The organism is Streptomyces lincolnensis (assembly GCF_001685355.1).
In the GTDB taxonomy this organism is placed as follows: Bacteria; Actinomycetota; Actinomycetes; order Streptomycetales; family Streptomycetaceae; genus Streptomyces; species Streptomyces lincolnensis.
Genome location: NZ_CP016438.1, coordinates 8,865,931 through 8,886,151, shown reverse-complemented (window position 1 = coordinate 8,886,151; position 20,221 = coordinate 8,865,931). Strand labels below are relative to the sequence as shown.

Genomic DNA, 20,221 nt, shown 5'->3' with positions numbered 1-20,221 from the left:
CCGCGCCGCGGCCTGAGGCACGGTGGAACCATGACGAATCACACGTACCGGGTGACCGAGATCGTCGGCACCTCGCCCGAGGGCGTCGACCAGGCGATCCGCAACGGCATCACCCGGGCTTCGCAGACCCTGCGGAATCTGGACTGGTTCGAGGTGACCCAGGTGCGCGGCCAGATCGAGGACGGTCAGGTCGCGCACTGGCAGGTGGGTCTGAAGGTCGGCTTCCGCCTGGACGAGTCCGACTGACGGCCCACCGCGGGCCTCGGCCCCTCAGGTCCGCCCCTCCCGCTCCTGCGCGGTCTTCAGCGCGGCGGAAGGGGCGGTCCAGCGCGCCCGTACGACGGTGAAACCGGCCCGTTCGGCGTCCTCGCAGACCAGCTCGTCGTCGTCCACCAGCACCCGGACCTCCCGGGTGCGGGCAAGACGGTTCAGGACCTCCAGCTTGGTGCGCCGGGCGGGCCGCCGGTCGCCGTTGCGCCGCATGTGGACCCGCCCCTCCGGCAGCCCCTGCGCGGCCAGCCAGTCGAGCGTGTCGCGCCGGCAGCGCTCGGGCCGCCCGGTGAGATAGACGACCTCGCACTCCTCGGCGCTCTCCAGCACCAGCGCGATGCCCTCCGGGATCGGCGGATCCTGCGGCGCGGCGGCGAAGAAGGCGTCCCAGTCCCGCGGGCTGCGCTCCAGGAACCGCTGCCGGTGGGCCGTGTCGGCGAGGGTGTTGTCCAGGTCGAACACGGCGAGGGGTGGCTTGCTGTCCGTCATGACGCCGAGCCTAGGCCGTGCCGGACGGCCCCGGTGCACCGCCGAGGGCGCCGCGCCGCGCCGAGCCCCACTCCCACATGCCGCGCATCACCGGCTCCAGCTCCCTGCCCTGGACGGTGAGGGCGTAGTGGACCCGGGGCGGCCAGCCGGGGATGCGGTGACGTTCGAGGACCCCCGCACCGGTCAGTTGCGCCAGCCGGTCGGAGAGCACCTTGTCCGAGAGGGCGGGCAGGGCCGCGGACAGCTCGGAGTAGGTGGCCTCACCGCGGCGCAGGAACTCGCGCAGGACCAGCGGTGTCCAGCGGCCGCCCAGCACGGCGAGCGTGATGTCGACGGGGCAGCGCGGTTCGTGGCCGGGTGGGACGAGCGCGCTGTCCGGGCAGTCCGCCAGCGGCCCGTCCCGGTCACCCGCCGGTGCGTATCCAACCGTTTGGTGAGTCACGAAGGTCCCTCCTACCGTCGGTCGCGAACAGCCCACCCGACGACCGCCAGGGGGCCCTTGTGCGCGTCCATCACCTCAACTGCGGTTCTCTGCGGAGGATTCCACCACTCGGAGAACCGCTCACCGCGGCTTCCGCAAGCGGCGAACCCGTCGCCGCCGTCTGCCACTGCCTGCTCGTCGAGACGGACACCGACGGGCTGGTCCTGGTGGACACCGGCCTCGGCACCGCCGACCTACGACATCCCGAACGGTCGCTGGGCGCGGACTGGGTGGCCTACGCCCGGCCCGCGCTGGACCTGGAGGAGAGCGCGCTGCGGCAGGTCGTCCGTCTCGGGTACACGCCCGCGGACGTGCGGCACATCGTGGTCACCCACCTGCACCGCGACCACACGGGAGGGCTTGCGGACTTCCCGCACGCACGGGTGCATGTGCACCCCGACGAGTACCGGGCCGTCACCGACCCCACGGCACCGCACCACCGGCACAGCCTCGACCGCTTCATGCCGGCGCACCGGGCGCACGGCCCGCTGCTGACGCCGGCTCGTGTGGACGGGCACACGGAGTGGTCCGGCATCCCGGGCGTGGCGCGCCCGCAGGGGCTGGGGTGCGATCTGTTGCTGGTGCCGCTGCCGGGCCACTCGGCGGGACACGCGGGTGTCGCCGTGCGCGACGGGGACGGACGGTGGCTGCTGCACGCGGGCGACGCATACATGTACCACGGAGAGATCGAGCACACCCCGCCCCTTTCCCACCCTGCCCTCGACCCCGTCCAGCACGGCGCACAGACCGACGGCGCGGCCCGCCTCGCGACCCTCGAGCTACTGCGCGGCCTCCATCACGCCCCGACGGAACAGGTCACCGTCTTCAGCGCCCACGACCCGTGGGAGTACGCCCGTCTCGCCGCCCGTCCAAACCGGGGCTGACGAGTCGGAACAGGCCCCGCCCACCCGGCAACCTCCCCGCCCCCGGCGGCCACTGCCGTGCGACACGGTAGGCAGGCGGAGGCGGGAGGCCCCATGCGCAACACGGCGATCTGGACGGCGGCGGCGATCGGTGCCGTGCTGGTGACGGCGTTACCGGTGACCGAGGCGTCCGCGGCGGCCACGACCCTGGTCGTCGCCACCAACGGCAGCGACTCCGCGCCGGGGACGCTCACGCAGCCCCTGCGGAGCGTCCAGCGGGCCGTGGACCTGGCGAAGCCCGGTGACACCATCGCCGTACGCGGCGGCACCTACGCGCTCACCGACAACGTCACCATCACCACCTCGGGCACCGCCTCCCAGCCCATCACCCTCGGCGCGTACCAGGGCGAGCGGGTCGTGATCGACGGCGAGCGGCTGCCCGCGAGCCACACACCGGTCGGCGGCACCATTCCGCGGGCCGAGCGCGGGGCGGTCCACATCGAGGCGTCGTACTGGCGGATCTCGGACCTGGAGATCGTGAACGGCCCGTACGGGGTGTACTGCGACGGCTGCAACACCAACGTCTTCGCCCGCCTGCGGACCCACGACAACTACGAGTCCGGCTTCCAGCTCCAGGGCGCCTCCAGCGGCAACCAGATCCTGAACCTGGACAGTTACGCCAACCGCGACCCGCGCAAGAACGGCGAGAGCGCGGACGGACTCGCCATCAAGGAGGGCAGCGGCACCGGCAATGTCGTGCGGGGCGCCCGGCTGTGGAACAACGTCGACGACGGTTTCGACAACTGGAAGTTCGCCTCGCCGATCGTCATCGAGAACACGGTCGCGTACGGCAACGGCTTCAACCGCTGGAACTTCCCCGACTTCGCGGGCGACGGCAACGGCTTCAAGCTCGGCGGCGGCAGCCCGGCCCCGGCGGTCGCCCACACCCTCCGCGGCAGCGCCTCCTTCAAGAACGCCGCGCACGGCGTCACGGACAACGGCAATCCCGGTGCCCTCGCCCTGACCCGCAACTCCACCTGGGCCAACGCCCGGACGGGCTTCGACGTCGACACCTCGGGCGGCAGGGCCGTCCTCACCGCCAACCTCTCCGTCGCCGACGCCACCGCCGCGGCGCTCGGCTCCGCGACCGTCTCCAGCGGCAACTCCTGGGACCTGGGCGGCACATGGAACGCCTCGTCGGTCCTGAGCACCGACCCGGCCCCCCTCACAGGCGTACGGAAGGCGGACGGCTCCCTGCCCGCGGCACCGTCGTTCCTGGTGCCGCGCAACGGGGCGGACATCGGGGCGCGCTTCTGACCCCTCCCCGATGTCCGCCCCGGCCTACTGGTGGACGCGGGTGAGGAAGAGGGTCTGGTTCGGTGCCGTCCTCCGGCTCTGCACGGAGTCCTCCCGGGCCCCAAGGCTCTGCCAGATCCGCCGTAGGTGCCGGACGGCGTCCTCATGGCCCTGGCCCGCTTCGCCCAGTGCCGTGATGGCGATGAGGATCGCCACGCGGGCGCACGCCGGCGCCTGGGAGCCGGCGGGTGTCCTCCTCTCGCGGATGAAAGTCAGCAACTCGCCCGTGTGGTTCACCAGGGTGCGGACCTGTTCTGGCAGAGACGCGGGGGGCGCGGAGGACGGAACCCGCAGAAGATCCCAGACCTGACGCAGCGCTGTGGTGGCGTCCTCCGGCAGCGGCTGCTCCGGAGCCGGGATGGCGTCGACGGTCCTGCCGAGCAGATCGTCGAGATCCGCCAGCACCCCTGGGAGGCCCACGCCGGCCGGCGGCCTCCAGAAGGCGAACAGCGTACGGACGGCGGTGAGGGTCACCCTCGACACGAGGGGGTCGTTGACGTGGCCGCCGGCGAGGTCGATGGCCAGGGCGAGGCTCTCCGTCTGGGAGGGCACGACCACCGGGCCCATGCGCACGTCACTGACGTCGATGACGTCCCGCGTGTCGAGCAGATCGTCGCCCAGGTCGAGCGTGGGGACGAGAAGCCCGGCGAGGTCGACTCCCACGTCGGGGCCCGGTGCGCCGCCCAGCAGGCCACGGGTCTGGCGGGCCCGGCGGATGTCGGCGGCGGAGTCGGCAATGCCATTGAGGGCGAAGACGAAGGCCCGCAGACGGTCGGTCACTTCGGCGCGGAGGAAATGGAGGGCGTGATGCCGGGAGTGGGCCAACGCGTGATCGAAGGCGCACACCAAGGCGTCGTTGAGGGCCCGTGGCCGGTCGCCGATCCGGTCCAGGCCGATCCCGCGGGCGCGGACCCGGTCCAGCGCGGGATCCATCGCGAGCGCGCGGTCGATGCGGTCGAGGGCTGTGATGTCGGAGCGGAAGTGGTACCGGTCGTGGTTCAGCGCGTCGGCGAGAGCGCGGGCGCGATCGAGCGCCGGCCCGGGATCGCCTCGTCGGGTGGCACCGGAGGACAGGGCGTCGGCCAGGACCAGCTGGAGGGAGAGCGCGAGTGCGAAGTCCAGACCGAGATCCAGGACGAAGTTGCGCCGCCCCAGTCCGGGATCGTCACGCGCCTCGGGTGTCCGGGTGAGTCCACCGACCAGCACCCTCACCCAATCGGCGACGCGCGTGCGCTGGTGGGCGGGGGCCGCCAACAGCCGGAGGAAGGAGGTGAGTTGCCGGCCGTCGTCGACCGCGAGGGAACGGGCCCGGGTCCGGGTCGGCGCGGGGTAGGGCCAGTGGGAGCCCGGCGGCTGGTGAAGGAGGACGCGGTCACGCTCCTGTGCCCACACGGTGTGCCGGTTGAGATGGGCGGCGATCGCGGAGCCGTGGTCCGCGAGTTCTCCGGGCCCCGGAAGACGGTAGGACTGCTCGCTGACGAGGGTGTTCACCCAGCTGACGAAGCGCTCGGCGTCACCCGCCTCCATCCCGACGGCCGGAGCGCCGGTGTCCTCCGCGTCGGTGCCGGAAACGGCCCGGGGATGACGGCGGCCGGCGGCCTCTTCGTCCTGCACGAACAGGGCGTACAGAGAGCGGGGGACGGGATGCGCGCACAGGGCACTGGTGTCGTCGAGCAGGATCGTCTCGCGCAGGGTGCGCGTCGCCAGGATGCCGGCGAGCAGCCGCTGGACGACCGGGTCGGCGACCGGGCTGGACGCGGTGGAGGTCAGGAGGTCCTCCAGCCGGCCGCGCACCGCGGGCTCGACGGTGCGTGCCTGGTCGGCACAGTCGAAAGCGAGGGCCAGCGCGTGGACCGTACCGGAGTCCAGGCAGGCGGTGATGACCGCGGTCGCGTCGTTCCCGGCGGCCCACAGCTGAATGGTCTCCCGCCACCACCCGTCGTCCACGTTGTCGGTCAGCGCGGCGAGATCGGCGCCCGGGGTGCCGAGTTGGGCGGCGGCCAGATACTCCTGGAGGGTGAGGTGGGCGAATCCGTACACGCCGTGCTCGCGTTCCACCAGCAGACCGCTCTTGCGGACCTCCTCCAGGAAGACCTCCGCGGCGACGTCGCCGGGGACCCGCCGCAGCGGCAGGTCGATCGCGTCCGCGGCCTCGTGGGCGGGCCAGTGGCGGATCTTGGCCTTCATCATGGCGAGAGCCAGGTGCTGCATGACGTACTGCTTGTGCGGACCGCTGAGACCGGTGGCGTCCCTCAGGCCGCGGGCCTCGTAGCGCCGGTGCAACAGCACGTCGCACATCTCCGCGTACAACTCGGCGCGGCTGCCGGGCAGTTGGCCGCGGTAGCGGTGCACGTTCGCGATCATGGTGAGCAGCAGCGGGTTCGCGGCCAGGTCGTACAGTGCCGGCCGGGCGCGCAGCCGGGACCGCAGGTCCTCCGCGTTGCGGTCCGCGGCGGCCTGCACCTCACGGCCCGTGCCCATCCGGGCCCGTGACTCGATCGCGTACGACCACTGGTGCAGGAAGCGCTCGATCTGTTCCCCGGTGAACCGGCGCACCTGAAGCACCTCGGCGCCGGACAGGGGGTTGGACTGGTAGCCGTGCGGGCGCGAGGTCACCACGTACACGTTGCGCGGGTACTGCTGCGTCTGCCGCCCCACCCACGCCACCACGCGGCCGCGTTCCGCCGGGTCGGCGACCTCGTCCAGCCCGTCCAGGAGCACGACGCATCCGCCGCGGTCGAGCCGGCGTTCCAGCCAGCGCGCCGTCACCTTGCCGTCGAGCCAGCTCGCGGCGACGGCCACCGCGCCGAGCCCCGGGGCGCTCGGGGCCAGCAGGGCCTCGGCGTGGTCGCGCAGGTACAGCAGGACCGGCAACCGGCGCTTCGAGGGCCGCCAGCGGTGCTCACAGAGTCCCAGCGCCGTGTTCCGGGCCAGTGTCGTCTTGCCGGACCCCGGTCCGCCGATCACCGCGAGGACGCGGGCGCCGTCGCCCCGCTCGGCGTCCCTCAGCACCGACTCCAGGCTGCGGCGCCGCCCCAGCCCCGTCGGCTCGCCGCCGGGCAGGGCGCCCAGATACGGCTCTCCGGCGACGGCGTGCAGCACCTGGGAGGTCAGGCTGACGTCGACATACACCTGGCGCATCCGCAGCACGAACTCGCCCTGGGTGGCGATGCCCACGGTCTCCATGTCGCGGACGTTCTCGCGCAGTTGGCGCAGATAGATACCCCGCTGGCCGCGTCCGGCAGCGGGCGCGCCGTCCGCGGCGCCGGCCGGGGAGGGCGCGGCCCACACCTCCGTGTACAGCAGCACCAGGACACCGAGTCCGAACGAGGCGTACAGCCATGTCCAGCTGAGGCCCTTGTCGGAGTACACCTGATTCGTCGCCACTCCGACGGCGACGGTCAGCGCCGCGCCCCCGAGCAGGCGGAGCACGCTCCGCACCCTTGCCATCCCCACCGTTCGCCCTTCGTACGCACCCGGCCGCCCGGCAGCCGTGTCACGTGCCGTGCACCCAGAGGCACAGCCAACCCTGGGCAGGGCCTGTTCGCAGGTCAGTTGACAAATTCGAGATCCACCCTCCTGCCCGCCGGCGCCCCCTCGCGCCCACCCCCTCCCTCACGCTTTGCACATGGGATCCATTTTCATATAGCGTCGGGTTCCGACCACCGAGGAGGAGCCCATGGCCGTCCCCAAGCGGAAGATGTCCCGCAGCAACACCCGCCACCGCCGAGCGCAGTGGAAGGCCGCCACGCCCACGCTGGTGCCCGTCACCGTCGACGGCGTGCGCCATCTCGTACCGCAGAACCTCGTCAAGGCGTACGAGCGCGGGCTGCTGCGCCCCGAGGGCTGAGGACCGGATGCCGTACGACAGCCGTCTGCCCGTCACCGTGCTCTCCGGTTTCCTCGGGGCGGGCAAGACGACCCTGCTCAACCACGTCCTCGCCAACCGCGAGGGCCTGCGCGTCGCCGTGATCGTCAACGACATGAGCGAGGTCAACATCGACGCCGCGCTGGTACGCGGCGGCGAGGCGGCCCTGTCCAGGACCGAGGAGCGGCTGGTCGAGATGACCAACGGGTGCATCTGCTGCACCCTGCGCGACGACCTGCTGGAGGAGGTCGACCGGCTGGCCCGCGAGGGCCGCTTCGACCATCTGCTCATCGAGTCCTCCGGGATCTCCGAGCCGATGCCGGTGGCCGCGACCTTCGCCTTCGCCCGCGACGACGGCGCCACCCTCGACGACCTCGCCCTCCTGGACACCATGGTCACGGTCGTGGACGCCGCCAACTTCCTGCCCGAGCTGGAGACCGGCGACGAACTCGCCGAGCGCGACCTCGCCCCGTACGAGGACGACGAGCGCACCGTCAGCGATCTGCTCGTCGACCAGGTCGAGTTCGCGGACGTCATCGTGCTCAACAAGCTGGACCTGGTCGACACCGCGGAGGCGGACCGGCTGCGGGCTGCCCTCACCCGGCTCAACCCCGCCGCCCGGATCGTCGGGGCCGAACACGGGCGGGTCGACCTCCACCAGGTGCTGGGCACCCGGCTGTTCGACCTCGAACGCGCCCAGCAGGCACCCGGCTGGGTGCGCGAGCTCAACGGCGACCACGTTCCGGAGACCGAGGAGTACGGCGTCTCCTCGACCGTCTTCCGGTCCGAACTCCCCCTGCACCCGGACCGGTTGTGGACGTTCGTGACCGAGGAGCTGGACAGCGGCGCATACGGGCGGATCCTGCGGTCGAAGGGGTTCTTCACCCTGGCCACCCGCCCGCACGTGACCGGGCTGTGGTCCCAGGCCGGCGCGGTGGCCCGCTTCGAGCCGTCCGCCGCACGCGACTCGGACAGCCCCTACGCGCAGGAACTCGTCTTCATCGGCACGCAGTTGGACGCCGAGCGACTGCGGACGGCCCTCGCCGGCTGCCTCCTGCGCCCCGACGAGGCCGTGCCCGCCGACGACCCGTTCCCCGCCTGGGACACCTACGGCATCGACGAGGCCTGCGAGCACGAGCACGAGGTGGCCGCGGCGGTGTAGAAGTGGGCCCGCACCCTGCGCAGCCACGCCTCGACCGGCGCCTCGTCGGGCCGGTCGGGCAGCACGGTGCGGGCCTCGTCGAAGGCCTTCTCGTAGTGCCTGAGCACAGGCAGCGCGGCAGCCGGGTCGGCGGCGACGCGCTCACCGAAGGCGTGGTACTCCTCCGGGTTCTCCACCCGGATCTCCAGCCGCCCGGTGGCGTACAGCTCCAGCCCCTGACGGCACAGCCGCTTCAGGTGCCGGGCGTGCTTGGCGGTGCGCTTGCGGGTGTCCGCGGAGAACGAGCCGTCGCCGCGTGTTTCCAGCCTCCTGAACTGCTGGGTGGCGTACCCGAGGTAGGCGTCCCGGACGCGCGGGGCGCTCAGGAACGACGCGCGGATGCCGATCAGCTCCTCGCCCAGCGGTGTGCGCACCTCGTACAGGTCGTCCGGGAGCCACGCCAGCTCCATCGCGGTCGGGTTGCCGCCGAGCGCGAGCCGGCACCACTTCGCCGCCTCGTGCAGGGTGCGGTCCGGTGCCGTGGTGACGTGCGACTCCCTCGGCGGGTGGAGCCCGTGCAGGGCCTCGGTGGGTGCGGCGAACATGCCGAGCCGGTCCACGTCGGAGCCCGCGTGGGCGAGGCCGTACGCGGTCGAACCGACGATGCCGGACAGCAGGACGTGGCGGGTGGTCACCCGGCCCATTGTGCTGACCTGCACGTATTCCCGTCATCCGGTTTTCCGGCCGGGGCCGCGGGAATGCCGCCGCCCGTCACACGTTGAACCCTGTGTGAGTTCCCTGATCGCCGCCACCCGCTTCTCCGTCCTCGACCGCTCCCGCACCCGCGAGGGCGGCACCAACGCGGAGGCCCTGCGCGACACCGTGCGGCTGGCGCGGGAGCTGGAGGGGCTCGGCTACCACCGGTTCTGGGTGTCGGAGCACCACGGCGTGCCCGGCGTCGCCGGTTCCGCGCCGACGGTGCTGGCCGCCGCCGTCGCGTCCGCGACCCGTACGATCCGGGTCGGCACCGGCGGCGTGATGCTGCCCAACCACCAACCCCTCGTTGTGGCAGAGCAGTTCGGGGTGCTGGAGTCGCTCTTCCCCGGCCGGATCGACATGGGTCTGGGCCGCTCGGTCGGCTTCACGGACGGCGTCCGCAAGGCGCTGGGCCGGGACAAGGACGTGGCCGAGGACTTCGCCGGCCAGCTGGACGAACTCCTCGCCTGGTTCCGCGGCACCTCCCCCGCCGGCGTGCACGCGCGCCCCGCGGAAGGACTCACCGTGCCGCCGTTCGTCCTGGCCATGGGCGAGGGCGCCGCGATCGCCGCCCGCGCGGGCCTGCCGATGGTCATCGGCGACCTCCGCGGCCGGGAGAAGATGCGGCGCGGCATCGACCACTACCGCGCCCACTTCCGCCCCTCCCCCTGGGCCTCGGAGCCCTACGTCGTCATCTCCGGCACGATCGCCGTCGCCCCCACCTCCGCCGAGGCCCGCCGCCTGCTGATCCCGGAGGCCTGGTCGATGGCCCACTCCCGCACTCACGGCACCTTCCCGCCCCTCCCACCCGCCGACCGCGTCGCGTCCCTCCCCATGACCGCCAAGGAGCGCACCTTCTACGACGCCGGCCTCACCGGCCACATCGCCGGCCCCGAGGACCAGGTCGCCCACGAGCTGGAAACGCTCCTGAAGGAGACGGGAGCACAGGAGGTCCTGGTCACCACCAGCACCTACGACCGCGAGGCCCTGCTGGACTCCTACCGGAGGCTGGCCTCGATCACCTCCGGCTAGAGTCCTTCCCATGTACGACCCGCACAGCCCCCACGACCCCTACGTCCGCGTCCGCGGCGCCCGTGAGCACAATCTCAAGGGGGTGGACGTGGACATCCCCCGGGATGTGCTGGCCGTGTTCACGGGGGTGTCGGGGTCGGGGAAGTCGTCGCTGGCGTTCGGGACGGTCTACGCGGAGGCGCAGCGGCGGTACTTCGAGTCGGTGGCGCCGTACGCGCGGCGGCTGATCCATCAGGTCGGCGCGCCGAAGGTCGGGGAGATCACCGGGCTGCCGCCCGCGGTGTCGCTCCAGCAGCGGCGGTCGGCACCGACGTCGCGCTCGTCGGTCGGCACCGTCACGAACCTGTCGAACTCGCTGAGGATGCTGTTCTCCCGGGCGGGCGACTACCCGCCGGGCGCCCGGCGGCTCGACTCGGACGCCTTCTCCGCGAACACGGCGGCCGGGGCCTGCCCGGAGTGTCACGGGCTCGGGCGGGTCCACCGCACGACCGAGGAGTCGCTGGTTCCCGACGCCTCGCTGTCGATCCGCGAGGGCGCGGTCGCGGCCTGGCCGGGGGCCTGGCAGGGCAAGAACCTGCGGGACATCCTCGACGCGCTCGGGTACGACGTGGACCGGCCCTGGCGCGAGCTGCCCGCCGAGCAGCGCGCGTGGATCCTGTTCACCGACGAGCAGCCGGTCGTCACCGTGCATCCGGTCCGGGACGCGGAGCGGATCCAACGGCCGTACCAGGGCACGTACATGAGCGCCCGTCGGTATGTGATGAAGACGTTCTCCGACTCCCGGAGCGCCACCCTGCGGGCCAGGGCCGAGCGGTTCCTGACCAGCGCGCCCTGTCCGGCCTGCGGGGGCAGCCGGCTGCGGCCCGAGGCGCTCGCCGTGGCCTTCGCGGGCCGTACGATCGCCGAGCTGGCGGCACTGCCGCTGACCGAGCTGGCCGAGTCCCTGGTCGCGCACGAAGAGCACGACGCGCACGACGAGACCGCCCGCGTCCTCACCGAGGACCTCAAGGCCCGTATCGACCCGGTCGTGGAACTCGGTCTGGGCTATCTCAGCCTGGACCGCGCCACCCCCACCCTCTCGGCGGGCGAACTCCAGCGGCTGCGGCTCGCGACCCAGCTGCGGTCCGGGCTGTTCGGTGTGGTGTACGTCCTGGACGAACCGTCCGCCGGACTGCACCCCGCGGACACGGAGGCGCTGCTGACCGTGCTGGCGCGGCTGAAGGCGGCGGGGAACTCGGTGTTCGTGGTGGAGCACCACCTCGATGTCGTACGCGGCGCCGACTGGGTCGTGGACGTCGGGCCGCGGGCCGGTGACCACGGCGGCCGGGTGCTGCACAGCGGGCCGGTGGCCGAGCTGGAGGGCGTGGCCGAGTCGGCGACGGCCCGCTTCCTCTTCGACCGCTCCCCCGCCCCCGAACGCCAAGTGCGCGCGGCACGCGGTCAGTTGAAGGTGGGGCCGATCACCCGTCACAACCTCCGGGGCGTGACCGCCGAGTTCCCGCTCGGAGTGCTCACCGCGGTCACCGGCGTGTCCGGGTCCGGGAAGTCCACGCTCATCGGCGAGATCACCGAGGACCTGCCGGGCGTGCGACGGCTCGTCTCGGTCGACCAGAAGCCGATCGGCCGGACCCCGCGCTCCAACCTGGCCACCTACACGGGCCTGTTCGACGTCGTACGCAAGGTGTTCGCGGCCACCGACGAGGCGCGTGAGCGGGGTTTCGGCGTCGGCCGGTTCTCCTTCAACGTCCCGGGTGGACGCTGCGAGACCTGCCAGGGCGAGGGGTACGTCACGGTCGAACTGCTCTTCCTGCCGAGCACCTACTCACCGTGCCCGGACTGCGGCGGCGCCCGCTACAACCCGGAGACGCTCCAAGTGACCTACCAGGGGCGGAACATCGCGCAGGTGCTGGACCTGACCGTCGAGGCGGCGGCGGACTTCTTCGCCGACACCCCGGCCGTGGCCCGGAGTCTCGCCGCCCTGCTCGACGTCGGCCTCGGCTATCTGCGGCTGGGCCAGCCGGCGACCGAGCTGTCGGGCGGGGAGGCCCAACGCATCAAGCTGGCGAGCGAGTTGCAGCGCGGCCGCCGCGGCCACACCCTCTACCTGCTCGACGAGCCGACCACCGGTCTCCACCCGGCGGACGTCGAGGTCCTGATGCGGCAACTGCACGGGCTCGTCGACGCCGGGCACACCGTGGTCGTGGTCGAGCACGACATGGCGGTCGTCGCGGGCGCGGACCGGGTGATCGACCTGGGGCCGGGCGGCGGCGACCAGGGCGGGCGGATCGTGGCGGCGGGGACACCGAGGGAGGTGGCCCGGGCCGAGGGCAGTGCCACGGCGGCCTATCTGGCCCGCGCCCTGCGGTGAGAGCCGATCTCGCGCGCAGGACGCGCAAAACCCGTTGCCCACAGGGGACTTGGCCGTCGTAGCATCGCCGTGTGCGTTGATCCTCCGCGCGGCGGCGCGTACCGCCGCGGACGAAGCGGGCGCCCGGACCTTCCCGTGGCCGCCCCGGCAGGCATACCCACCGCCGTCCTTCCGGAGATCACGCATGCCCACGCAGCAGTCCCTCACCTATGACGCGTTCGTCCTGCTCGCCACCGCCGATCCGGCCGTCGTCGGCCTGGTCCTCACGGGCTCCCGCGCCCATGACGGCATGGCCGGCGAGCACTCCGACCACGACCTGTACGTCGTCCTCGCGGACGGCGCGGCGACCGGTCTGCGCCACCTCACCGGTCACCGCACCCCGCGCCTGGACCTCGTGGTCGTCACGCTCGCCGAGTTCCGAGCCGCCGGCATGCCCGGCTTCGAGCGCTACGCCCTCGCCCGGGCGCGGATCGTGCTCGACCGCCTCGACGGAGGGATCGCCGACATTCTGGCGGCGAAGGCCCTCCTCGGCGCCGAGGAGGCGTTCCGGACCGCCGACGAGCGGCTGGACGCCTACGCCAACTGCCTCTACCGCTCCGTCAAGAACGACCGTGACGGCGAGGCGCTCGCCGCCCGGCTCGACGCGACCGACAGCCTGGGCCCCCTGCTGGAGGTGCTCTTCGCCCTCGATCACCGCCCCCGGCCGTACAACAGGTACCTACGCTGGGAGCTGGTCCGGTACCCGCTGCCCGGCTGGGACACCGGCGCCCTGCTGCGGGCCGTGGACCGTATCGCGGCGAGCGGCGAGGTGCCGGTCCAGCGGCGCCTCTTCGCCCGCGTGGAGGCAGCGGCCCGCCGCCAGGGCCATGGGGCGGTGCTGGACGCCTGGGGTGAGGATCTGCGGCTGATGCGTCCCCTCTAGAGCGGAGCGTTCGGCGGCGCGGGCGAGGGACCGGCGGTCCAGGTGGCCGCCGGGCGCGAGGGCGTCACGGACCTCGACCTCGGCGACCAGCCCGCGGGTCGTCGCCACCCGCCACAGCGAGGCGAGCAGGGAGTCCTCGCCGACGAAGGCGGGCACCGTGCTCTCCTCGCCCCGGGCGGTGCGGTAGCGGATGCGGACGGGCTGGACCGGGACGCCCGCGTCCAGCGCGGCCTGGAACACGGCCCGCCGGAAGTGCCCCTGGGCGCGGCCGCACCAGGTGCTGCCCTCGGGAAAGACCGCGACGGCCTGCCCGGCGCGCAGGGCGCCGGCGATCCGGGCCACCGTGGCCGGGAGCGCCCGCAGCCCGTCCCGGTCGATGAACAGGGTGCCGCCGCGTGCGGCCAGCGGCCCCACCACCGGCCACCGGCCGATCTCCTTCTTGGCGAGCATCCGCGCCGGGCGGACCGCGGCGAGCAGGGGGATGTCCAGCCAGGAGATGTGGTTGGCGACCAGCAGCAGGCCCCCGGTGGCAGCGGCGGTGCCGGTGACACGGACCTGGACCCCTGCGGCCCGTACGATCCACCGGCACCACCGCCGCACCGCCCCGGCGGGGATCCTCCCGCCGAGGGGCGACAGCACGGCCCCGGCCAGCACCAGGGCCGTGACCGCCAGGAGCCGCAGGACGGCCCGTGGTGCGGCCGTGACGGATCCCGCCGGCTCCACGCACGCCCTCGGGGTGCAGGGCGCGCCGGGCAGCCAGACGCTCATCAGGCCGGGACGAGGGAGAGGAAGTGCCGCAGATAGCGGGCGTTGACCCGGCGCATCGACAGCAGGACGTACAGGTCGGCGACCCCGAAGTCCGGGTCGTGGGCGGGCTCGGCGCAGACCCAGGCGCCCAGGCGGAGGTAGCCGCGCAGCAGCGCGGGCAGCTCGGTGCGTCCGGCGGCGGGCACGTCCTTCGGCACCCAGGGCAGCAGCGGCCGTACCCGGAACTCCTCCGGTGACAGGTGCTTGTCCCGTACCCGGTCCCAGGTGCCGGCGGCCAGGGCGCCGCCGTCGGACAGCGGGATCGAGCAGCAGCCGGCCAGCCACTCATGGCCGCCGTCCACCATGTAGCGGGCGATTCCGGCCCAGATCAAGCTGATGACCGCGCCGTCCCGGTGGTCGGGGTGCACGCAGGAGCGGCCGACCTCGACGAGTTCCGGCCGGATCGGGTCGAGCGGGGAGAGGTCGAACTCGCCCTCGGAGTACAGCCGTCCGGCGACTGCGGCGCGCCCCGGCGGCAGCAGCCGGTAGGTCCCGACGGCCTGCCCGGTCTCCGCGTCCCGCACGAGGAGGTGGTCGCAGTACGCGTCGAAGGGGTCGACGTCGAGGCCGGGCTGCGCGGTGGCCAGCAGGGCACCCATCTCCCCGGCGAACACCTCGTGGCGCAGCCGCTGCGCGGCCCGCACGTCGGCCTCGTCCCGGGCCAGGCCGACGGTGTAACGGACGGGGGCGGTCGGCTGCGGGGGACGGTCGAGCGTGGAAACGCCGGTCATGGCACTCTCCTGGTCACGGGCCGAAGGCGGCGAGCGGTGCCGCCACCCCTGTTCTTCCGACGGCGGTTGGCGTGTACGTGACGGGTTCCAGGAGTGGGGATGTGCGGCTGCTGAACGGCTCGGGCCAGGTGTCCGGGACCTCCGACTCCGCCGACGGGCCGATGTCGGGGCGGTGGCCGGGGAGAGGCAACCCGTCGGCCGGGGCAACCGTCTGACTTCGGGAGCCGATCACAGGGGATGGGGGCATGCGCGTGGTGGAGCTGTCGGCCGAGGCGCTGGACACGGTGCCGTGGGAGCGGCTGGAGTCGGCGGATCCGAACGTTCCGGCCAAGGAGGTCCGCCGGGTGATGCGGCGGCTGGTGCGCAAGGGACCGGAGTCGACCGACCGGGACTGCTGGCCGCTGTTCTCCGCCCTCGCGGGCACGTCGGACGCCCCCTCCGCTCTCACCACGGCCGTAGTGCCGTTCGTCGTCGCGCTCGCCGCCGATCCCCGGACAGGCGCCCGCTCGACCCTCGTCGAGCTGATGGTCTTCCTGTTCGAGCAGAGCCCGGCAGGCGCCGCACAGCCGGAGGTCTGGCGGCACGCGCATCACACCGCCCAGGACCTGCTCGCCGACCCCGAGCCGGTCGTACGACGAGCCGCGCTGTCGCTGGCGGACGGCCCGGGCCGGCTCCTGGACCGCTGGCGGGACGAACGGGACCCGGCGGTCCGGATCCCGCTGCTGCTCGCGCTGGGCGAGTTCGCCGCCGAGACGGAGGTCCGCACGCTGCTCACCGGACTGCTGCGGGATGCCGACCCGGTCCTGAGGGTCACGGCCGTCCACGCCCTCGCGGGGCGCGAGCCCGAGATCGCCGTGCGGGAGCTGGACGCGCTGGTGGAGATCCTCGCCGATCCCGCTCTACGGCCGCGCTGGGAGGGGGTCTGGTACATCCCGGACGCCGACGGAGCCCTCAGCCGCGAGAACATCGCCGACTGGACGGCCGCCCTGTTCGAGACGGTCCCCGTCGCGGCGACGCGATTCGTGACCCGGCTGGCCGGGGCCGCCGACCCCGTCGAGGACGCCGATCTGCTGCGTGCGGTCGTGGAGCACGCCTGGCGGCTGCTGGTCTCCCACCGGTCCGCCGAAGGGGCGCTGCTGCCGGTCGTGGGCAGGCTGCTGGACCACTCGGACGCCACCGTGCGCCTGACGTCGGCCCACTTCCTCGGCGCGGCCGGTCCCCGGGCCCGCGCGTACGCGGACCGGCTCGCCGGACTGCTCGACGATCCCGGCGAGGGCGAGCTGCTGGACGGCACCGTCGGTGAGCACGCCCGGTGGGCGCTGGCCCGGATGGACGATCCCCGGGCGCTGCCCGGTCTGGTGGAGAGCCTCTGCACGCCCCACCACCAGGAGTTGGGGCGCTCCTGGGCCGGCGGCGGCCCTCGGCGGCCCGAGGTCGTGGACGTCCTGGGCCCGTTGCGGGCCCACGCGGACCTGCTGCTGCCGGCGGTCCGGGAGGAACTCCGGCGCGACGGACCGTACTCGTTGCGATCCGATCTCCTGGATGTCGTCCGCGCCTGGGGGCCGGACGCGCTGCCCGCCCTGCCGGAGGTCACGGCCTGCCTGGCCGACATGTACTCCGGGCACTCCGCCGGGCGGGCGCTGGCGGCACTGGGGCCGGCCGCCGCCTCCGCCGCGACCGCGGTGCGCGAGCGCATCGGCCTCGACCCCCCGGGCAACCATCCGTGGTGGCACTGGATCCTCGGGCGCATCGGCGGTGGCGACCCCGCGCAGAACCTGCGGGTCGTCGGCGAGACCCTGCCCCGCGAGGGCGAACCCGCGTCCGGCGGCGGTATGGCCGGACACCTCGCCGACTTCGGCGCCGAGGCGGCACCGTACGCCGACCGGCTGCGGTACCTCCTGACGAACGGCGAGGGCTGGGTCAGGACGCAGGCCGCGGTCGCCCTGTGGCCTGTCACGGGCGAGCGGGATCCCGCGCGTTCGGTGCTGGAGGAGGAGATCCTGGCCTTCACCGCCGACCGCGAGTACTACGGCATGTTCGACACGGCACTGCGCGCCCTGATCCGCATGGGCCCGCTCGGCCCGACGGTGCGCACCGCCCTGCACACCCTGCGCGAGCAGGACCGCCGCCTGTCCGCGCACGGCGACTACCGCGCGATCCTCGACGACGAGACGCGCCTCGCGCTGATCGACGAGGCGCTGTCCCTGAAGGGGTAGCCCGACGAGGCTTGGCGGGACCGGAGTCGAGCACCACACCGGTCCCGCCCGTCCGCACCTCGTCGGCGAACGTCTTCCAAGAGGGTCGCGCGAAGCCCATGCGGTTCGGCAACGCCCTGAAGGGGCGCGGGGCTGTGACATCAGCGGCTCCGCCGCGGGGCGCGACCAGCCACGACGGCGCCGCAGCCGGCAGACGGCACAGCGCGGCACTTCCAGCGGAGCGCTTACCGCTTGGCGACCTTCCTCGTCGCCCGCAGCCACTCCTTGTTCATGCCGGTGATGGACACCAGCGGGATGCCCTTGGGGCAGGCGGTGGCGCACTCCCCGGTGAGGGTGCAGCCGCCGAAGCCCTCCTCGTCCATCTGGGCCACCATGTCGAGGACCCGGGTCTCGCGCTCAGGCGCGCCCTGGGGCAGCACGTTGAGATGGTTGACCTTGGCCGAGGTGAACAGCATCGCCGCTCCGTTGGGACAGGCGGCCACGCAGGCACCGCATCCGATGCACTCGGCGTGCTCGAAGGCGAAGTCCGCGTCCGGCTTGGGCACCGGGGCGGCGTGGGCCTCGGGGGCGGCTCCGGTGGGTGCGGTGATGTAGCCACCCGCCTGGATGATCCGGTCGAACGCCGACCGGTCCACCACCAGGTCCTTGACCACCGGGAAGGCGGACGCCCGCCACGGCTCGATGTCGATCGTGTCGCCGTCCTGGAAGGACCGCATGTGCAGCTGGCAGGTGGTGGTGCGTTCGGGTCCGTGCGCGTCGCCGTTGATGACGAGCGAGCACGCGCCGCAGATGCCTTCGCGGCAGTCGTGGTCGAAGGCCACGGGGTCCTCACCGCGCAGGATGAGTTCCTCGTTGAGGGTGTCCAGCATCTCCAGGAAGGACATGTCGGAGGAGATCCCGTCCACCTCGTACGTGGACATGGCGCCGTCGGCGTCGGCGTTCTTCTGCCGCCAGACGCGCAGGGTGAGCTTCATGCGTAGCTCCGCTGAGTGGGGTGGACGTACTCGAAGACCAGGTCTTCCTTGTGCAGGACGGGGGCCTCGCCGGTGCCGGTGAACTCCCAGGCGGCCGCGTAGGCGAACTCCTCGTCCCTGCGGGCCGCTTCACCGTCGGGCGTCTGGGACTCCTCGCGGAAGTGGCCGCCGCAGGACTCCTCGCGGTGCAGCGCGTCGAGGCACATCAGCTCGGCGAGTTCGAGGTAGTCGACGATGCGGTTGGCCTTCTCCAGCGACTGGTTGAACTCCTCGCCGGTGCCCGGGACCTTGATGCGCCGCCAGAACTCCTCGCGGATCTGCGGGATGCGCTCCAGTGCCTTGCGCAGCCCGGTGTCGCTGCGGGCCATGCCGCAGAACTCCCACATCAGCTCCCCGAGTTCACGGTGGAAGGAGTCGGGGGTGCGGTCGCCGTCGACGGTGAGCAGCAGGTTCAGCCGGTCCTCGGTCTCGGCCAGCACCTCCTGGACGACGGGGTGTTCGGCGGTGACCGCCTCGTGGTGCGGATGGCGGGCCAGGTAGTCGTTGATGGTGGCCGGCAGGACGAAGTAGCCGTCGGCCAGGCCCTGCATCAGCGCGGAGGCGCCGAGCCGGTTCGCGCCGTGGTCGGAGAAGTTGGCCTCGCCGATCGCGAACAGGCCGGGGACGGTGGTCTGGAGGTCGTAGTCGACCCACAGGCCGCCCATCGTGTAGTGCACGGCGGGATAGATCCGCATCGGCACCTCGTACGGATCCTCGTCGGTGATCCGCTGGTACATGTCGAAGAGGTTGCCGTACTTGGCCTCGACGGCCCCCCGGCCCATCCGTGCGATGGCGTCGGCGAAGTCGAGGTACACACCCTGCCCGCCGGGGCCGACACCGCGGCCCTCGTCGCAGACGTTCTTCGCGGCGCGGGAGGCGATGTCGCGGGGGACGAGGTTGCCGAAGGAGGGGTAGATGCGCTCCAGGTAGTAGTCGCGCTCGTCCTCGGGGATCCGGTGCGCGGGCCGGGTGTCGCCCTTGGCCTTCGGCACCCAGATCCGGCCGTCGTTGCGCAGCGACTCGCTCATCAGCGTCAGCTTGGACTGGTGGTCGCCGGTGCGCGGGATGCAGGTGGGGTGGATCTGGGTGAAGCAGGGGTTGGCGAAGTGGGCGCCACGCCGGTGGGCCCGCCAGATCGCGGTGGCGTTGGAGTTCATGGCGTTCGTCGACAGGTAGAAGACGTTGCCGTAGCCGCCGGAGGCCAGGACGACGGCGTCCGCGAAGTAGGTGTCGATCCTGCCGGTGACGAGGTCCCGCGCGACGATCCCGCGGGCCCGTCCGTCGACGACGATCAGGTCGAGCATCTCGGTGCGCGGGTGCATCTCGATGTTCCCGGCGGCGATCTGCCGGCTGAGGGCCTGGTAGGCACCGAGCAGCAGCTGCTGGCCCGTCTGGCCGCGGGCGTAGAAGGTCCGCGAGACCTGGACGCCACCGAAGGAGCGGGTGTCGAGCAGGCCGCCGTACTCCCGGGCGAAGGGGACGCCCTGGGCCACGCACTGGTCGATGATCTCCACCGAGATCTGCGCGAGGCGGTGGACGTTGGACTCGCGGGCCCGGAAGTCGCCGCCCTTGACGGTGTCGTAGAACAGCCGGTGGACGGAGTCGCCGTCGTTGCGGTAGTTCTTCGCGGCGTTGATGCCGCCCTGGGCGGCGATGGAGTGGGCGCGGCGTGGGGAGTCCTGGTAGCAGAACTGGACGACGTGGTAGCCCTGTTCGGCGAGGGTGGCGCCGGCCGAGCCGCCCGCGAGGCCGGTGCCGACGACGATGACCGTGTGTTTGCGCCGGTTGGCGGGGTTGACGAGTCTGGCCTCGAAGCGGCGGGTGTCCCAGCGCTCGTTGACGGGGCCCGCCGGGGCCTTGGTGTCGGCGACCGGCTCGCCGGTCGTGTAGTCGGCGTAGGTACTCATG

The 20,221-nt window shown here is 72.8% G+C and carries 16 protein-coding genes; 8 read left to right on the top strand and 8 right to left on the bottom strand.

Annotation, left to right across the window (positions count from 1 at the left end; genetic code table 11):
• Positions 1–30: 30 nt before the first annotated feature.
• Positions 31–246 (top strand): dodecin, encoded by a 216-nt coding sequence (locus SLINC_RS39175; RefSeq protein WP_067443175.1) that lies wholly within the window; start codon positions 31–33, stop codon positions 244–246.
• Between the two features lie 24 nt (positions 247–270).
• Here the strand turns inward: SLINC_RS39175 and SLINC_RS39170 are convergent, their stop codons facing one another.
• Together SLINC_RS39170 and SLINC_RS39165 are read right to left on the bottom strand one after the other, a co-directional pair.
• Positions 271–759, bottom strand: coding sequence for a phosphatase domain-containing protein (locus tag SLINC_RS39170; RefSeq protein ID WP_067443174.1), 489 nt, complete (start codon positions 757–759; stop codon positions 271–273).
• A 10-nt stretch (positions 760–769) separates the two neighbouring features.
• On the bottom strand, positions 770–1,201 hold the full coding sequence (locus tag SLINC_RS39165) for a winged helix-turn-helix transcriptional regulator (RefSeq protein ID WP_067443173.1): 432 nt from the start codon (positions 1,199–1,201) through the stop codon (positions 770–772).
• Between the two features lie 59 nt (positions 1,202–1,260).
• Here SLINC_RS39165 and SLINC_RS39160 point away from each other — a divergent pair, with 59 nt between their 5' ends.
• Positions 1,261–2,124, top strand: coding sequence for an MBL fold metallo-hydrolase (locus tag SLINC_RS39160; RefSeq protein WP_067443172.1), 864 nt, complete (start codon positions 1,261–1,263; stop codon positions 2,122–2,124).
• A gap of 93 nt (positions 2,125–2,217) precedes the next feature.
• Positions 2,218–3,420 carry a right-handed parallel beta-helix repeat-containing protein gene (locus tag SLINC_RS39155; protein ID WP_067443171.1) on the top strand — a complete coding sequence of 401 codons (1,203 nt, stop codon included), beginning with the start codon at positions 2,218–2,220 and terminating at the stop codon, positions 3,418–3,420.
• A gap of 24 nt (positions 3,421–3,444) precedes the next feature.
• Here the strand turns inward: SLINC_RS39155 and SLINC_RS39150 are convergent, their stop codons facing one another.
• A complete protein-coding gene (locus SLINC_RS39150) occupies positions 3,445–6,891 on the bottom strand; it encodes an NACHT domain-containing protein (RefSeq protein WP_067443170.1) in 3,447 nt (1,148 codons plus the stop codon).
• 247 nt (positions 6,892–7,138) lie between these two features.
• Here SLINC_RS39150 and rpmF point away from each other — a divergent pair, with 247 nt between their 5' ends.
• Both rpmF and SLINC_RS39140 read left to right on the top strand, forming a co-directional pair.
• Entirely contained in the window at positions 7,139–7,309 is a 171-nt protein-coding gene (gene rpmF / locus SLINC_RS39145) for a 50S ribosomal protein L32 (protein ID WP_010043581.1), read from the top strand.
• A 7-nt stretch (positions 7,310–7,316) separates the two neighbouring features.
• A complete protein-coding gene (locus tag SLINC_RS39140; protein WP_067443169.1) occupies positions 7,317–8,489 on the top strand; it encodes a GTP-binding protein in 1,173 nt (390 codons plus the stop codon).
• On the opposite strand, the gene SLINC_RS39135 is transcribed toward SLINC_RS39140, so the two are convergent.
• Positions 8,435–9,163: a nucleotidyltransferase domain-containing protein gene (locus SLINC_RS39135; RefSeq protein WP_079165225.1), complete on the bottom strand. Its 729-nt coding sequence runs from the start codon at positions 9,161–9,163 to the stop codon at positions 8,435–8,437. The two genes, SLINC_RS39140 and SLINC_RS39135, sit on opposite strands and share 55 nt — an antisense overlap.
• Positions 9,164–9,257: 94 nt before the next feature.
• Here SLINC_RS39135 and SLINC_RS39130 point away from each other — a divergent pair, with 94 nt between their 5' ends.
• Together SLINC_RS39130 and SLINC_RS39125 are read left to right on the top strand one after the other, a co-directional pair.
• Positions 9,258–10,256, top strand: coding sequence for an LLM class flavin-dependent oxidoreductase (locus SLINC_RS39130; RefSeq protein ID WP_067443167.1), 999 nt, complete (start codon positions 9,258–9,260; stop codon positions 10,254–10,256).
• A gap of 10 nt (positions 10,257–10,266) precedes the next feature.
• Complete coding sequence (locus SLINC_RS39125; RefSeq protein ID WP_067443166.1) at positions 10,267–12,624, top strand: ATP-binding cassette domain-containing protein; 2,358 nt, start codon at positions 10,267–10,269, stop codon at positions 12,622–12,624.
• A 718-nt stretch (positions 12,625–13,342) separates the two neighbouring features.
• On the opposite strand, the gene SLINC_RS50535 is transcribed toward SLINC_RS39125, so the two are convergent.
• Together SLINC_RS50535 and SLINC_RS39110 are read right to left on the bottom strand one after the other, a co-directional pair.
• Complete coding sequence (locus tag SLINC_RS50535; protein WP_079164939.1) at positions 13,343–14,314, bottom strand: lysophospholipid acyltransferase family protein; 972 nt, start codon at positions 14,312–14,314, stop codon at positions 13,343–13,345.
• Positions 14,314–15,084 (bottom strand): GNAT family N-acetyltransferase, encoded by a 771-nt coding sequence (locus tag SLINC_RS39110; protein ID WP_067443164.1) that lies wholly within the window; start codon positions 15,082–15,084, stop codon positions 14,314–14,316. The genes SLINC_RS50535 and SLINC_RS39110 overlap by 1 nt, the downstream gene beginning before the upstream one ends.
• 245 nt (positions 15,085–15,329) lie before the next feature.
• Between SLINC_RS39110 and SLINC_RS39105 the strand changes: the two genes are divergently transcribed.
• Positions 15,330–17,300 (top strand): HEAT repeat domain-containing protein, encoded by a 1,971-nt coding sequence (locus SLINC_RS39105; RefSeq protein WP_067443163.1) that lies wholly within the window; start codon positions 15,330–15,332, stop codon positions 17,298–17,300.
• Positions 17,301–17,524: 224 nt separating this feature from the next.
• Here SLINC_RS39105 and SLINC_RS39100 read toward each other — a convergent pair whose 3' ends face one another.
• Together SLINC_RS39100 and SLINC_RS39095 are read right to left on the bottom strand one after the other, a co-directional pair.
• Positions 17,525–18,274, bottom strand: coding sequence for a succinate dehydrogenase/fumarate reductase iron-sulfur subunit (locus tag SLINC_RS39100; RefSeq protein WP_067443162.1), 750 nt, complete (start codon positions 18,272–18,274; stop codon positions 17,525–17,527).
• Complete coding sequence (locus tag SLINC_RS39095; protein WP_067443161.1) at positions 18,271–20,220, bottom strand: fumarate reductase/succinate dehydrogenase flavoprotein subunit; 1,950 nt, start codon at positions 20,218–20,220, stop codon at positions 18,271–18,273. The genes SLINC_RS39100 and SLINC_RS39095 overlap by 4 nt, the downstream gene beginning before the upstream one ends.
• Between the last annotated feature and the right edge of the window lies 1 nt (position 20,221).

What these genes read in the sequence shown, in the direction of transcription:
- SLINC_RS39175 (WP_067443175.1), top strand. Translation starts at nt 31, where the DNA reads ATGACGAATCACACGTACCGGGTGACCGAGATCGTCGGCACCTCGCCC.
- SLINC_RS39170 (WP_067443174.1), bottom strand. Translation starts at nt 759, where the DNA reads ATGACGGACAGCAAGCCACCCCTCGCCGTGTTCGACCTGGACAACACC.
- SLINC_RS39155 (WP_067443171.1), top strand. Translation starts at nt 2,218, where the DNA reads ATGCGCAACACGGCGATCTGGACGGCGGCGGCGATCGGTGCCGTGCTG.
- rpmF (WP_010043581.1), top strand. Translation starts at nt 7,139, where the DNA reads ATGGCCGTCCCCAAGCGGAAGATGTCCCGCAGCAACACCCGCCACCGC.
- SLINC_RS39140 (WP_067443169.1), top strand. Translation starts at nt 7,317, where the DNA reads ATGCCGTACGACAGCCGTCTGCCCGTCACCGTGCTCTCCGGTTTCCTC.
- SLINC_RS39125 (WP_067443166.1), top strand. Translation starts at nt 10,267, where the DNA reads ATGTACGACCCGCACAGCCCCCACGACCCCTACGTCCGCGTCCGCGGC.
- SLINC_RS50535 (WP_079164939.1), bottom strand. Translation starts at nt 14,314, where the DNA reads ATGAGCGTCTGGCTGCCCGGCGCGCCCTGCACCCCGAGGGCGTGCGTG.
- SLINC_RS39110 (WP_067443164.1), bottom strand. Translation starts at nt 15,084, where the DNA reads ATGACCGGCGTTTCCACGCTCGACCGTCCCCCGCAGCCGACCGCCCCC.
- SLINC_RS39105 (WP_067443163.1), top strand. Translation starts at nt 15,330, where the DNA reads ATGCGCGTGGTGGAGCTGTCGGCCGAGGCGCTGGACACGGTGCCGTGG.
- SLINC_RS39100 (WP_067443162.1), bottom strand. Translation starts at nt 18,274, where the DNA reads ATGAAGCTCACCCTGCGCGTCTGGCGGCAGAAGAACGCCGACGCCGAC.
- SLINC_RS39095 (WP_067443161.1), bottom strand. Translation starts at nt 20,220, where the DNA reads ATGAGTACCTACGCCGACTACACGACCGGCGAGCCGGTCGCCGACACC.